This is a genomic window from Thermodesulfobacteriota bacterium (genome assembly GCA_034189135.1).
Taxonomy (GTDB): Bacteria; Desulfobacterota; Desulfobacteria; order Desulfobacterales; family JAUWMJ01; genus JAUWMJ01.
Genome location: JAXHVO010000121.1, coordinates 1 through 14,798, shown reverse-complemented (window position 1 = coordinate 14,798; position 14,798 = coordinate 1). Strand labels below are relative to the sequence as shown.

At 40.1% G+C, this 14,798-nt stretch carries 13 protein-coding genes; all 13 read left to right on the top strand.

Annotated elements, in window-relative coordinates:
• Positions 1-135 precede the first annotated feature (135 nt).
• The gene (locus SWH54_17525) at positions 136-984 is read left to right on the top strand and encodes a polysaccharide biosynthesis tyrosine autokinase (GenBank protein ID MDY6793069.1); all 849 of its coding nucleotides are present in this window, start codon (positions 136-138) and stop codon (positions 982-984) included.
• Between the two features lie 261 nt (positions 985-1,245).
• The gene (locus SWH54_17520) at positions 1,246-1,830 is read left to right on the top strand and encodes a polysaccharide biosynthesis/export family protein (protein MDY6793068.1); all 585 of its coding nucleotides are present in this window, start codon (positions 1,246-1,248) and stop codon (positions 1,828-1,830) included.
• Between the two features lie 63 nt (positions 1,831-1,893).
• Positions 1,894-2,277, top strand: a complete 384-nt coding sequence (locus SWH54_17515) for a four helix bundle protein (protein MDY6793067.1) — start codon at positions 1,894-1,896, stop codon at positions 2,275-2,277.
• A 71-nt stretch (positions 2,278-2,348) separates the two neighbouring features.
• On the top strand, positions 2,349-3,722 hold the full coding sequence (locus tag SWH54_17510) for an outer membrane beta-barrel protein (protein ID MDY6793066.1): 1,374 nt from the start codon (positions 2,349-2,351) through the stop codon (positions 3,720-3,722).
• A gap of 306 nt (positions 3,723-4,028) precedes the next feature.
• Positions 4,029-5,021: an NAD(+) synthase gene (gene nadE / locus SWH54_17505; GenBank protein ID MDY6793065.1), complete on the top strand. Its 993-nt coding sequence runs from the start codon at positions 4,029-4,031 to the stop codon at positions 5,019-5,021.
• Positions 5,018-5,152, top strand: coding sequence for a hypothetical protein (locus SWH54_17500; GenBank protein ID MDY6793064.1), 135 nt, complete (start codon positions 5,018-5,020; stop codon positions 5,150-5,152). The genes nadE and SWH54_17500 overlap by 4 nt, the downstream gene beginning before the upstream one ends.
• 198 nt (positions 5,153-5,350) lie before the next feature.
• Complete coding sequence (locus SWH54_17495) at positions 5,351-5,713, top strand: GxxExxY protein (GenBank protein MDY6793063.1); 363 nt, start codon at positions 5,351-5,353, stop codon at positions 5,711-5,713.
• Between the two features lie 107 nt (positions 5,714-5,820).
• The gene (locus SWH54_17490; GenBank protein ID MDY6793062.1) at positions 5,821-6,069 is read left to right on the top strand and encodes an acyl carrier protein; all 249 of its coding nucleotides are present in this window, start codon (positions 5,821-5,823) and stop codon (positions 6,067-6,069) included.
• A 344-nt stretch (positions 6,070-6,413) separates the two neighbouring features.
• Positions 6,414-7,997: a class I adenylate-forming enzyme family protein gene (locus SWH54_17485; GenBank protein MDY6793061.1), complete on the top strand. Its 1,584-nt coding sequence runs from the start codon at positions 6,414-6,416 to the stop codon at positions 7,995-7,997.
• A gap of 313 nt (positions 7,998-8,310) precedes the next feature.
• Positions 8,311-9,651, top strand: a complete 1,341-nt coding sequence (locus SWH54_17480) for a UDP-glucose/GDP-mannose dehydrogenase family protein (GenBank protein ID MDY6793060.1) — start codon at positions 8,311-8,313, stop codon at positions 9,649-9,651.
• A 398-nt stretch (positions 9,652-10,049) separates the two neighbouring features.
• Positions 10,050-13,148 carry a PAS domain S-box protein gene (locus tag SWH54_17475; GenBank protein ID MDY6793059.1) on the top strand — a complete coding sequence of 1,033 codons (3,099 nt, stop codon included), beginning with the start codon at positions 10,050-10,052 and terminating at the stop codon, positions 13,146-13,148.
• A 205-nt stretch (positions 13,149-13,353) separates the two neighbouring features.
• Complete coding sequence (locus SWH54_17470; GenBank protein ID MDY6793058.1) at positions 13,354-13,926, top strand: hypothetical protein; 573 nt, start codon at positions 13,354-13,356, stop codon at positions 13,924-13,926.
• Positions 13,927-14,329: 403 nt separating this feature from the next.
• Positions 14,330-14,798 (top strand): AAA family ATPase (locus SWH54_17465; protein ID MDY6793057.1); only part of this gene is annotated, 469 nt, incomplete at its 3' end.

The window sequence follows — 14,798 nt, the reverse complement described above, 5'->3', positions numbered from 1 at the left end:
AAAATGGATTTGGTCGCAGAACAGTAATTTTAACACAATAATACCCCTTAAGGGGTTATCAGTATCGATGCCCTTATAGGGCTTTATGCAAGCCTCCGGCTGGGCCGGAGGTCATGACTAAGCGAGGATAGACAATTGGGCAAAATAAACGATGCATTAAAAAAAGCAGGCAAGGAAAGCAAGGTTCCGACTTCAGCCAAAAAGGATTCTCTTTTTAAGGTTTATGACCGAAAAGCAAGAGAAAATAGATCTACCGATGTTATTAAGACGGTTTTTAAAAAAAGGGACGCAGATAAAAATTTGGTGTCCTTTTTTGAGCCGGAATCATTTGAAGCGGAACAGTTTAAGCACTTAAGGACAAATATTTTATTTCCTGTTTCCGGCAGGCGGCCACGATCAATAATGGTTACAAGTGCGGTTCCCGGTGAAGGCAAGTCTTTCGTGGCATCCAATCTGGCTGTGAGTATTGCCCAGAATATCGATCAGCATGTTCTCTTGATGGATTGTGATATTCGAAAGGCCACTATACACAACAACTTCGGATTTGATGATGTTGCAGGGCTGACCGAATATCTGTCAAAAGACATGTCCTTATCTTCGCTTCTTTTAAAGACTGAGATAAATAAATTGACTATTTTGCCAGGCGGCAAACATCCTCACAATCCTGCCGAGCTTATGTCTTCAAATCAGATGTCAAAACTGCTGAAAGAAGTAACCTCAAGATACAGTAATCGTTATATCATTATAGATTCACCTCCACCACATCTTACATCTGAAACAAGTGTGATCGCAAGACAGGTTGATGGGATTCTTCTGGTCGTGAAAGCAGGTAGTACGAGCCGAGAACTGGTTAAAGAACTACTTGAAATGATGGGGAAAGAAAAGGTTATCGGTGTGGTAGTCAACTGGTTCGATATGAGATCAATGAAATACTCCGGTTATGGCAAACATTCCAGGTATAAGAAATATTATGGCAAATCCTGATACAGCTCATAACTTATAGTTCCTATCACATAAATGATAATTCATAGATATAACGATGTTAATATTTTTTTTATAACAGGTGTAGGCCTCCTTACAAGGGTAGTTGCTATGATTTATGTTAATTATCTTTCTTGATGTAATTGACCGGGCGGAGCTATATAAAAACTGTATAATCAGACAGAATTAAAAAGATATTCAAGATAAAATAATCCAGCAAATCATGTTAATTCTGTTTATAAATATTGAAATGGAGAAATCATCATGAAAAAGCATTTTATCTTATTAGGCATTTATTTGACATTTATTCTTATATTTACTGCATCCAATGCCTTCGCAGACGACGCTTCCAAATTTAATAAAAGCCAATACATAATTGGCAGTGGTGATATTCTGGACATTACCACATGGAAAGAACCTGATTTTTCCAGAGAAGAAATTATGGTCAGAATTGACGGAATGATTTCATTCCCTCTTCTTGATGATATCCAGGCAGGCGGCCGAACGCCTTTGGAATTGAAAAAAGATATCCAGACAAAATTAAAGGGATTCATATCTAATCCTGTGGTTACCGTAAACGTCAGGAGTCCGGCAAGTAAAAGAATATACGTACTGGGGGAAGTGGTAAATACGGGTGAATATCCTCTGATAAAAAACCTTACCGTGCTTCAGGCATTTGCCCTTGCAGGAGGGTTTACTGAGTGGGCCTCCAAAAAAGAGATTATCCTTTTCAGAAAGGAAAACGGCAAGGATAAGACTATAAGAATCAATTATAAAAATATATTAAAAGGAAAAGATTTCAAACAAAATGTTCAGCTTCAGGCCGATGACACGATAATTGTGCCTTAACCGGAGGGCGTTTGTTGTCAGTTGTGATTGGTCAGTTGTTGGATTAATTATAGGAAGATAATTATGCCCAGGACGGGATTCGAAAATCTTCGGGTTTATGGTTTGGCAGAGGAAATTGCTGACTTAGTTTGGAATATAGTTATGAAATGGAACAAATTGCCTCAATATACTATTGGTAAACAGCTAATAAATTCTGCAGATAGTATTGGTGCAAATATTGCTGAAGGAACAGGACGCGGAAGCTTTGCTGATAACCGGCGATTTGCCAGAATAGCCAGAGGCTCTCTGTTTGAAGTAAAGCACTGGCTTAGAAGGTCTTATAAAAGAGAACTATTAACAGAGCATGAAATTGATAATTTGCAAGAACTGATTAAAGAGTTAACACCAAAATTAAGCGCATATATCAACTCAATAGGACGCAAAACCGGAACTTCTGATAAAAAATGACCACAGAGCTATATTATACCTTTTTCAACGGACAAATTACAACTGACAACTAACAAAAAACTGGAGTACTTATGAAACCTAAATTTTATTTTTTCTTAGCAATATCTTCTATCTTATTTACCGCATCATCTGTTTTTGCATTCCAGGCAACATTTCTACCCAGAATTTCAGTTACTGAAGAATACACAGACAATCTATATCTTGCAGAAGATAATGAAGAAGATGAGCTAATTACCATTATATCTTTAGGCTTTACCACTGAGCTTTTGTGGCAGCATGCGGGGATAGAACTGTCGTATGATCCGGCAGCTGTCCTTTATCATGAGTTTTCCGAAAACGATACCTGGCGGCATACAACCCTTTTATACGGGTGGGCAGATCTGACACGAAACAACAGGCTGGAAGTCAGAGATGCTTTTGTGCGAACTGAAGATCCGCTTGGTGAAGAAGAAATGAATCATTTACGCTCTGAAGATCCTGCGATAGAGACAGATCCAACCTTAAGAACCACAAGAGAGCCTTACTGGACAAACACAGCCAGTGTAAGGTTTACCAATCGGTTTGGAGAAAACGACTCATTCTATATTGAATACGCCTATGGCGTACTTGAAAACGAAGACAAAACCCTTGAGGACAATACACGACATATTCCGTCAGCAGGTCTAACCTATTGGTTTACTCCCAGATGGGGGGTTGAATTAGCCGGAACATATACAAAGGCTGAGTATGACAGGGAAGATGAATTTTATACTGGTCCGGATGCCGGAGATCCATCAAATGATTTTGAGGAAGGCATTGGAAGCATCAGATTGATCAGGCGTTTTACCCGGCAGTTTGAAGGATATTTGGCTTACTCCCATATCTATGTTGACTTTGAAAAAACTGATGAGGATTATCAGATTTATAATCCTTATATCGGTTTTGATTACTCTGTTGCCCAGGATATATCCATTTCTGCTGATGTCGGTTATTTTGTTCAGGATAACAGCAAAAGAGCCGGTAACATAGATGACGAGGCTGGCGCAACGGCAAATTGCGATATTACCAAGACGTTCAGAAGGGGTTCAATCAGCCTTTTAGGGTCAGCAGGGCACGATGATGCTTTTTTTGGCGCTGAAAACCTGGGATTTTCAATATTCTATGAAGCTGGTATAGAAGCAGAATATAATATTACCAGACGTATTACCGGGGATATTTTCAGTACATACCGGCAGGATAAATATGAAGACGAGGTCCCCACCCGCAGAGACAAAACCACACATGGCGGAGCCGGGCTCAGCTATACATATGAAAGATGGCTGTCTTCAAACATCAATTTTATCATAAGGGCTGAATACGAATATAATAGGGTTAATTCCTCCATTGATACAAATGACTACGTGGAAAACCGCGGTCTTTTCACCATAACGTTAACTCGAAGCCAGCCATATAGAAGCGGAAACTAGGAAGCCAGGAAAATAGGAAACCGAATATTTTTTTTATTAGACAGGATTGACAGGATTTTCAGGATAGTTTTTCTTTTCAACACTTTCCAGAAGAAAGTGTTGAAGCTTAATCCACTTTCTGCCGAAATAAGAATGTTCATCATACCATTTTCATGAACTTCTATTTAATCTGAGTATAACCAATAAAATGTACTATCTTAATTTCGCCGCAGGCGAATGTTGTTTTTTGACTTTCTTCTGGAAAGTTAAAAATAAAAAATCCAACTAATCCAGTAAATCCTGTCAAAAAAATTAAAAAGGATATTTATGAAAAATACAACATTCTCAAAAGATGTTTTAATTATCGATGCGGAAAAAGAAGTTGATAAAATTACCAAACGCCTGCGCAGTTTTTTAACAGGCCAGTTAAAACGACGAGGTCTGATTGTCGCTCTTTCCGGAGGTATAGACAGCAGTGTGACGACTGCACTTTCTGTAAATGCTTTAGGTCCGGATCGGGTGTTGGCTTTGCTTATGCCGGAGAAACATTCTTCAGACGACACACTGAAGCTGAGCAGTTCGGTGGCAGATCATTTCGGCGTTGACAAAATCCATGAGGATATTTCAACCATTCTCCAATCCGTTGGTTTTTACCGAAGGTATGATGAAGCTGTAAGAATGGTTATTCCCCAATACGGGGATGGATGGAAGTCTAAAATTGTGACCCCGAATGTGATTGAAACAAAGGGTTTCAATCTATTTTCAATTATTGCTCAAAGCCCTGACAACACAATTATAAAGAAACGGCTACCGCTGAGGGCATATCTTGAAATCGTTGCTGCAACCAATTTCAAGCAGCGCATACGAAAAATGCTTGAATATTATCATGCCGATCGATTGAATTTTGCTGTAGCCGGGACTCCGAATCGCTTGGAGTACGATCAGGGATTTTTTGTAAAACTGGGTGATGGGGCGGCAGATGTGAAACCGATCGCCCATCTTTATAAGACCCAGGTATATCAGTTGGCGAAGTATCTCGGTGTTCCTAAGAAAATAAGAGAACGACCACCGACTACAGATACTTACTCACTTTCCCAGGGCCAGGATGAATTCTATTTCTCCCTTCCCTATGATCAAATGGATCTTTGCCTGTATGGGAAAAACAATGACATATCGGTTGAAATTGTTGCTGAATATCTGAATCTTAAACCGGATCAGATTCAAAGAGTGTACGACGATATCGACACCAAAAGGATGACTACTCGATACTTGCATCTGCCGCCTCTGTTGATGGAAGATATCCCTGAAATTATGAAATGAAAAATAATTTAGCCACAGACCCACACAGACTTACACAGACATTTGTCCGAGCAACTCGCTCGGACAAATACAGTCATCCGCCAAAGGCGGAAAAAGCAGACCAATTTTTCGATGCCAATGCTGATAATTAGCGAATTCGTATTTATTGCAAGTAGTTTAAAATATATTATTTTTTCGCGAAGCGATGAAGTTTTCGTTCGGACAAGCTTGCCGCGGCGTAGCCCTGGCGAAGACTGGTCGTCCGGACGAAATATCTCTGCAATGAAATGCGTCAAGCATTTCATTGCATGTACGTGACCGTCTGTGAGTGTCTGTGGCTAATAATAACAATGAATATAGATGATATCACATATAGGATCAACGGTGCTATATTTGAAGTAAATCGTGAACTTGGGGCAGGGTTTTTGGAAAAAGTTTACGAAAATGCTTTAATGGTTGAATTGGTTGACAGAAAAGTTAAAGCCGAAAGTCAAGTCCCCATAAAAGTTAAATATAAAGGTGTTGAAATAGGTGAATATTTTGCTGATATTGTTGTCGAGAATCAAGTCATTTTAGAACTCAAAGCTATTGACTCTTTGCAGAAAATACATGAGGCACAACTGTTGAACTACCTAAAGGCCACTGGGTATAAAATCGGGCTTCTGGTAAATTTTACTCATCCAAAGGCAGAAATCAAGCGATTCATTCTATAACTTGCCTTAGGCTAAACCATTATTATCTTCTGCCGAGTCGGCAGAAGATAATAGTCTGTGTCTATTTGTGTGGGTCTGTGGCTAATAAAATATAAGAAAGGATTAAAATGAACGAAACAAAAGAAAAGATTAAAACATTTATTGTAGAAAACTTCCTTTTCGGAAGCGAAGATGGCCTAAAAGATGAAACCTCATTTCTCGAAGAGGGAATCATTGATTCAACAGGAATCCTTGAACTGGTCACTTTTTTGGAAGAAGAGTTTTCAATTGCCGTTGAGGATGAAGAACTTGTACCGGAAAATCTGGACTCCATCAATAATGTAACTGCATTTCTGGAAAGGAAAATAGCTGCATAATTGTAAATTGCTTTATATATAATTAGCCACGGACCCACACAGACATAAAAACATCAGTGAAATATCTTATATTTCACCGAACAGCTCTTTTTCCCGGCCGACCCGTCTTCGCCAAGGCTTCGCCGCGGCAGGCCATGACCGGGGAAAAACCATGCGCCCTTTGGACATTAAAAAAAAATCGCGAAGCGATGACTCTTTTTATTCGGCTGCGTCAGCCGAATAAAACGTCTGTGTCTGTCTGTGTGGGTCTGTGGCTAATAAAAAAAAATCGCATGCACCTGCGTGCTCTGTACTTCGAATGAACGGAGCAAATAGGCGGTGAAATAATATCTCCTGAAAAAATCATGCAACGAACAACTGACAATAAACCACAAGCCAAGTTAATCCATCATTTTCTGGAACAAAGCACCAAACTCTTTCCTGATAAGACCGCACTGGTCCACGAAGAAGTACGGGCAACTTATAGCCAGATTAACACAAAAGCGAACCTGTTAGCCCACTGGCTCATAAAGCTGGGCATCTCCAAAGGAGATAGGATTGTCCTGTTTCTAGAAAATTGCCTGGAGTATGTGGTTAGCTATTACGGCGTGCTAAAAACGGGCGCTGTGGCAGTCCCTTTAAGTAGTGACTTAAAACCTGACGGTTTGAAACCTCTTCTGGAGGAGTTGGAACCTGAAGTAATTATAGCTACATCAAGATTTGAAAGGCTCCTTAAAGCAACCGATCTTTCACTTTATAGCATAAGGGCTTTGCTATTAAAAAACCCAAAACAAAAGTGGTCATCTTATCCTTTTGCTGTTTTTCCCTGGGAAGATGTTATTCGTGATGATGTAACTGTGAATCTGCCAATTCGGTTCAAAACCAGTATTGAAGAATCAGATCTTGCAAGTATCATATATACTTCGGGTTCAACAGGAACGCCAAAAGGGGTGATGTTGTCCCATAATAATATTGTTTCAAACACGAATTCCATCTGCCGGTATTTGGCTTTGACAGATAAAGATATTCAAATGGCAGTCCTTCCTTTTTTTTATGTGATGGGAAAATCACTTTTAAATACACATTTTGCAGTGGGTGGAAGCGTAGTTATAAATAACAAGTTCGCTTTTCCAGCAGCGGTTATCAAGCAGATGGTCGAAGAAAAAGTCACCGGATTTTCCGGCGTTCCTTCCACCTATGCCTACCTCCTTCATCGTTCTCCTTTAAAAAGCTATCGGAACAGGCTTCATTCACTCAGATACTGCACACAGGCCGGCGGGCATATGTCTCAACAGATTAAAAAAGAACTTCGAAAAGTTTTGCCTGTACATACACAAATTTATATTATGTATGGTGCTACCGAAGCGTCTGCACGGCTGACATATCTTAGACCCGATCAACTTGCCAATAGAATGGGTTCCATCGGCAAGCCGATTTCCGGTGTGACGTTGAAGGTGATAAATAAAAGCGGTAAGGAACTCCCGGCCGGTCAGACAGGCGAACTCGTCGCTTCAGGCAAGAATATCATGCAGGGCTACTGGAAGGATAAAAAGGCAACCTCTGCTGCTTTAGATGAAAACGGATATCACACCGGAGATCTGGGCTACTATGACGAAAAGGGATACTTCTTTGTGAATGGGCGCAAAGACAATCTATTAAAAGTTGGCGGGCACCGGATTAATCCTCAGGAAATCGAAGACGCCTTGATGGCGACTGAACTGGTCATTGAAACTGCAGTTATAGGAGTTCCGGATGAACTGTTGGGTAACAAGATAGTTGCCATCGCAGTACCCAAAAATGGAACCAGCAGTAATAACAAAATAATGAAACTCTGCGCCGATAAACTTCCAAAATATAAACTCCCCAGCTCCATTAAATTAGTTCGCTTGCTTCCCAAAAACACCAACGGCAAAATTGACAGGACAAAATGCCTTGAAATTGCAAGATAGGAATTTTTAATATTGCAGCAGAATGAATTCAATCTTATGAACTGATGAATATACAGGATATACAGGATTTGTTTGATTATTTGTTTTTCAGTTTCCTGAAGAAACTGAAAAAATATCATCGCCTTCAACGAAGATAACAATTATGATTACTTTTCCGCTGAAAGTGGATTGTCTTTCATCACTTTCTTCCGGAAAGTGATGAATTAGGTTATTATCTTGAAAATCCAGTTGATCCTGTCTAATAAGAAAAACATAAAACAGAATCAATTCAATTTTTGAACTATGAGCTATAAAAAAGAAAGGCTTATTTATCATGAACATATGTATCGTAGGGACCGGATATGTGGGACTGGTTACTGCCGCCTGTTTTGCGGAAATGGGTAATGATGTTTGCTGTATTGATGTCGATCCAATCATAATCGATGGACTTAAGTCAGGAAAAATTCATATCTATGAGCCTGGCCTGGAACAACTCGTAAAGAGAAATATTGAACAAGGGCGACTGAGTTTTTCTACAAATTTGGCAGAAGGTATTGAAGATGCATTATTTATACTCAACTGTGTGGGGACACCCCCAAGGCCTGACGGTTCCTGCGATCTTGAATATATCTATCAGGTGGCATCTCAAATCGGGAAGGTTATAAAGGAATACAAGATTATTATAAATAAATCGACGGTTCCCGTGGGGACAGCAGATCAGGTATATAAAATTATTCAGCAAGAGATGAAAAAAAGGGGACTTAATATTGAATTTGATGTGGTTTCAAATCCTGAATTTCTAAAAGAAGGCGACGCCATCAACGATTTCATGAAACCGGACAGGGTTATTTTAGGGACAGACAATATCCGCACCGCTAAGCTGATGGAAACATTATATGCTCCTTTTGCGCGCAGTCGCGAAAAAATGATTGTCATGAGTATAAGAAGCGCTGAACTGACCAAATATGCCGCCAACTGCATGCTGGCAACCAAAATATCTTTTATGAACGAAATGGCCAACATTTGCGAACATATCGGCGCGGATGTCAGTGATGTCAGAAAGGGTATTGGCTCTGACCACCGGATCGGTTACCATTTTATATACCCGGGTGTCGGGTATGGGGGGTCATGCTTTCCCAAAGATGTAAAAGCGCTTATAAATTCAACCCGGGAAAATGGATATGAGCCAAAACTAATTTCAGCTGTGGATGAAGTAAACGCCAGACAGAAAAGGGTGCTGGCTGATAAAATCAAGGATTATTTTTCCAATCAAAATGGTGTGAGGGGCAAAACTTTGGCTATTTGGGGACTTTCCTTTAAAGCAAATACGGATGATATTCGTGAATCAGCTTCTTTGGAGATCATTTCACAATTAGCATGTGAGGGGATGCATATCCGTGCCTTTGATCCGGTTGCCGGGGAAAACGCTAAAAAAGCTCTTAAAGATAACCCTCATACCAAAGTGCTCGATAATCAATATGAAGTCGTTAATGGAGCGGATGCTTTGGCTGTTGTTACTGACTGGAACCAGTTCAGAAATCCGGATTTTAAACGTATTAAAGAAGCATTGACCGCACCAGTAATTTTTGACGGCCGCAATCTCTATTCCCCGTCATTTGTGGCAGAGCAGGGTTTTGCATATTTCAGCATCGGCAGACAGCCTATTAATAATTAGCCACAGACCCACACAGACGGACGCAGACATAAATAACATCAGTGAAAAATGAAATATTTTACCAAAAGATCCTTTCCCCGGCCGACAATGGCCGGTGAAAAACCATGTGCCCTTTGGGCAGTAAAAAAATTTGCAAAGCGATGCAGCTTTCGTTCGGACAGGTCTGCCGCGGTGTAGCTTTAGCGAAGACGGGTCGTCAGGACAAAAAATCTCTGCTATGAAATGCGATAGGCAGTTCATAGCATGTCCGCGTGAGTCTGTGTGGGTCTGTGGCCCAAAAAAAGGCTTCCGTATAAAAGGCGCTGTAGATGGGACTTTCTGCGACGCCATCGATGTTGACAATAAGAGCATTCAAATGTATTGTAATCTTTAATGTTTGCACTAATAGGGAGTACGGATTGAAAAGGCTAAAGATATCAAAAATGAAGGGTTCCGCTAGAGGTGCAAAAAATATTGCGGAGTCAATGATTCTGTCCGGAATTATTATTGCGACCATATATTGGCTTCTGGATTCCATTTTAAATATCTTTTTTTCCCAAAAGCTCAATTTAATGCAGGAGCTGGTCGGGCCTGATTTATATGATATATACACGCGTGTGATCGTTTTATGCCTTTTAATTATCTTTGGTTCCCATGCACAGGTCAGCATCAATGCTCTAAGGAAAGCAAGAGATGCTTTAAGGAAAAGTGAAGAAAGCTTTAAAACCGTAGCTGACTTCACCTATCACTGGGAATACTGGGTTGGGGAAGATGGGAGGCTTGTTTATGTTTCGCCGTCATGTGAACGTATCACCGGATATCTGCCGGATGACTTTGTAAAAAATCCCAAATTGATTGAAGAAATTATTCATCCTGATGACCGGCATCATATAATAAGACATCTGAGCACTGAGTTGCAAAGCCAGAAAGTTGAATCCCTTGAATTTCGTATTATTTCTCGTGAGGGGGTGGTGCGCTGGATAGGTCATGTTTGCCAACCGGTTAAGGGAATGGATGGTCGCTCTCTGGGAAGGCGTGTCAGTAACCGGGATATTACTGAAATTAAACAGGAAATGAGCCGCAGGGTGCGCCTTGAAGAGAGGCTTTCCAAGATAAACGACTGTTTTCTGAGCTTTGGGTCCGAATCCCTTGACAACATAAATCGTTTGACTGCCCTTTGCGGAGAGCTTCTGGGTGCCACCTGTGCCATTTACAACCGATTGGAAGATGGAGTTATCTACTCAAGGGGAAAGTGGAAAACTCATCCGGATTACAAACCGGCGGAAAAGGTCGAAGACAATATATGCTACAATCTAATAAAAAAGAACAGTAACAAATTTTTAGCGGTTTCAAATCTTCAGCAATCCCGTTATGCAAAGATTGATTCCAATATAACTAATTATAAATTACAGACATATATAGGTAAGGCAGTTAAATTCGGCAATGATTATGTGGGCTCACTCTGCGCGTTGTTTAAAGATGATTATCATTTAAGCAGGGGAGACAATCGGGTTATGAGTATTATTGTTTCCGCCATCAGTGTGGAGGAGGAACGAAAAGGGGCCGAAGAAAAGCTGGAAAAATATCGCGAGCATCTGGAAGAGCTGGTTAAAGAACGAACGGCAGAACTTAAAGAAACATCCATACTTCTTGAAACAATAGTCGATAATATACCGGATATTCTGGGTGTGCAGGATTTTGAACATAACATTATCCGATATAATGCTGCCGGGTATAAGCTCATTAATTTGACCCGCAAGGAAATCGAGGGGAAAAAATGTTACGAACTGATCGGTTATGATAAACCCTGTGAAGATTGTACGGTATCACAAGCATACCGGGAAAAGCGACCCACCAGTCTGGTAAGATACGACGAGTCTTTGGGTGTCTGGTTCGATATCAGGTTTTATCCGATTGTGGACGAATCAGGTAATGTGACAAAAGTGATCGAACACATGCGCGATATTACAGAGGCAAAGCGGGCTGAAGAGGCATTGCGGGAATCAGAAGAAAAATATCGCCTTTTGGTGGAAAATTCAAATGATGCCATCTTTATTCTGCAAAATCGAAAAATTAAGTTCGCAAACCCTAAAGCCAGGGAGTTAAGCGATTTTGTTGGAGCAAATCAAAACAGTAGCAAGTTTTTGCTTGACAGGTATATTTACCCTGAACAGCGTAACCGGGTGGTAAACTGGTATTCAGGAAGATTAAGGGGCGAAAACCTGTCTGATACAAATTCTTTCAAAGTGGTTAATAAAGACGGTGAAGAACTATGGGTTCAGTTGAGTGTGGTTCCGGTTAACTGGGAAGGGAAGCCGGCGGCTTTGAATTTCTTAAGGGACATGACCATGCAAAAGAGACTGGAAAACCAGGTTCAGCAATCCCAGAGAATGGAGTCGATCGGAACTCTGGCGGGCGGTATTGCCCACGATTTTAACAATTTACTCATGGGAATACAGGGAAGCGCTTCGGTTATGCTCCTGGATATTAACCCGGATCACTCTCATTATGAAAACATAAAACTGATTGAAAGGTGTGTTAAAAGTGGAGCCAAACTCACCCAACAGCTCCTCGGCTTTGCCAGACGGGGAAAATATGTAGTTACTCCGTGCAACTTGAATGACATCGTTAACAGAACGGCACTTATTTTTGGACATACCAGAAAAGAAATCACCATTCATATAAAACAAAATGAAGATCTTCAATCAGTTAAGGTGGACATGGGACAGATTGAACAGGTACTTTTAAATATTTATGTCAATGCCTGGCAGGCCATGCCTGATGGTGGAGATCTGTATATTGAAACAGACAACGTCACCATAGATGCCAAGTATAACAAGGCAAAGCTCTATCATGCTTCTCCGGGAAAATATGTAAAGGTGTCGGTCACGGACAACGGAACAGGTATGGATAAGAAAACCTTGAAGAGAATTTTTGAACCTTTCTTCACCACCAGACATATCAGTACCGGAACCGGTCTGGGATTGGCATCCGCATACGGAATTATTAAAAACCATGCAGGGATCATTAATTGTTACAGTGAATTAGGCCATGGAACCACCTTCAACATCTATCTGCCGGTTTCTCCATCTAAAGCTAAAACAATTGAAGACACTGAAACGCCTCTTGATGCATCACTGGGCAATGGAACCATTCTTTTAGTAGATGATGAAGAGGTAGTGGCTCAGGGATGCCGTCAGGTGATTGAAGCATTGGGCTGTGAGGTTTTTGTAGCGATGGGGGGAGAGGAGGCTATTAGAATTTACCGGGAAAACCAGGATAAAATTGACCTGGTGATATTGGATATGATAATGCCGAATATGAGTGGTGGTGAAACTTACGACAGGCTGAAAGAGATGAACCCTGAAATAAAAGTTCTTCTTTCCAGTGGATACAGTATTCGTGGACAGGCGACAGGCATTTTAAAACGTGGCTGCAACGGATTTATTCAGAAACCATTTAACATGGAACAAATGTCTCGTAAAATAAGGGAGATTCTGGATACCAAAGTAAATTAGTTCATAGCTCATAATTGATAGTGCACAGGTCATCGCCCAAAGAGTTGGTCGATTGATCAGGATTCAAGGTGTCACAGGGCCAAGGATTCGAGTGACCCGCCTGTGGCGGACAAAACGATTATCAAATCGCTAGAAAAAAGCACTCGATCCCTTGAATCCTCGGACCCTTTACATCAAACAATATGTGAATAAAGGAACATAAGCCATGGCGTTAATTAAAGGAGAGTTTATCATAATTGTTAAAATTATTACCAGTTGCCTGACTGCCGGGTTCTTAATTTTCTTTATATCTGCACTAAGCGGTGAAGACCTTAAAAAAAACAATGACATGATAGGCAAGCTCAGTGCTTCCATGGAGGAAATATCGGTTCAGCTTGATTCCGGAATACCGGAAAGAATAAGCAAGCTGGGAGAAGTACCTTCAATCAACCCGTTTAAAAAATTTTATTGTGTCGAATTTGCAAAAGAAATACATGATATTTCCTATTTAACTGAAAAGCAGAAAATACTTTTTGATACATATAATGTCAGAGATTTTGAAAACAAATCAAAACGACTGGTTTCTTTTACTGAAAATTCCGATATTGACAGTCTGTTCAACGAGTTGGAAATAGTTAAAAGAGAGCTTAAAAATTCGGTTAACTTGATTAATAAAAAGAAAAAAAAGTTGACCAGACAACGAAACGCCTACATTATATTTTTCTTTATCCTGTGGATTGTGCTTTATATTTATTATAGCCGTGGGTTGGTATCTAAAAAGGATAAAACCAATAGCTAAGTATACGTATTCTTAATTACGGTATCATAATATATTTGGGGGATTTATTTTCACCGCAGAGCCGCAAAGCACCCAAAGAATCATTATTTTATTGCTTTCCACTGAGAGGGCGGAAAGCAATAAAGATTTATCCCTACGGGGAAATATAATTTGATATGAAAACATTTAGTTGTAACAAAACAAGCATTGATTGATTTTCTATTGCCGTCCTTCCTGTCCGCCGGTATTTTTGGCGGATCAACGGCAATAGAAATAATATTTTACTCTACGTACTTAGCGTCTTGAGCGAAGCCCCGCTTAGCGGGACAAGCCGGGCGGTGAAAGAAATATATATAAATACGTTATCGAATTAACGAATTAGAGCACTAAGTAGAGACGCCATCAATTTTGGAGGAAAATACAATTGTACCTCTCACACTATAATTTTACCGAAAAGCCTTTTCAGATAACAACTGATCCAAAATTTATCTGGCTGGGTGAAAAACATCTGGAGGCCCTTTCCACTTTAAAATATGGAATTGCAGAGAATAAAGGTTTTCTTCTCCTTACAGGAGATGTAGGCACCGGAAAAACAATACTGATCAACTGCCTTGTAACCAAACTAGATATAGAGGCCACTATTGCAACCATCCCTGATCCTGATTTGGAAATTCTTGATTTTTTCAATTCTCTGGCAGACAGTTTCAAGATTAATAAAAAGTTTGAGAGTAAAGGAGATTTTCTTGTTCATCTAAAAAATTTTCTGCACAATGCACATGCAGAAAATAAAAACGTTCTTTTGATAATTGATGAAGCCCAGAGGCTCAACCATAAACTCCTTGAAGAAATTCGTCTTCTTTCCAATATTGAACTGCATGATAAAAAGCTGATTA

Excerpts from the sequence above, each read along its gene's own strand:
- SWH54_17520 (MDY6793068.1), top strand. The coding sequence starts at position 1,246 with ATGAAAAAGCATTTTATCTTATTAGGCATTTATTTGACATTTATTCTT.
- SWH54_17515 (MDY6793067.1), top strand. The coding sequence starts at position 1,894 with ATGCCCAGGACGGGATTCGAAAATCTTCGGGTTTATGGTTTGGCAGAG.
- SWH54_17510 (MDY6793066.1), top strand. The coding sequence starts at position 2,349 with ATGAAACCTAAATTTTATTTTTTCTTAGCAATATCTTCTATCTTATTT.
- nadE (MDY6793065.1), top strand. The coding sequence starts at position 4,029 with ATGAAAAATACAACATTCTCAAAAGATGTTTTAATTATCGATGCGGAA.
- SWH54_17500 (MDY6793064.1), top strand. The coding sequence starts at position 5,018 with ATGAAAAATAATTTAGCCACAGACCCACACAGACTTACACAGACATTT.
- SWH54_17495 (MDY6793063.1), top strand. The coding sequence starts at position 5,351 with ATGAATATAGATGATATCACATATAGGATCAACGGTGCTATATTTGAA.
- SWH54_17490 (MDY6793062.1), top strand. The coding sequence starts at position 5,821 with ATGAACGAAACAAAAGAAAAGATTAAAACATTTATTGTAGAAAACTTC.
- SWH54_17485 (MDY6793061.1), top strand. The coding sequence starts at position 6,414 with ATGCAACGAACAACTGACAATAAACCACAAGCCAAGTTAATCCATCAT.
- SWH54_17480 (MDY6793060.1), top strand. The coding sequence starts at position 8,311 with ATGAACATATGTATCGTAGGGACCGGATATGTGGGACTGGTTACTGCC.
- SWH54_17470 (MDY6793058.1), top strand. The coding sequence starts at position 13,354 with ATGGCGTTAATTAAAGGAGAGTTTATCATAATTGTTAAAATTATTACC.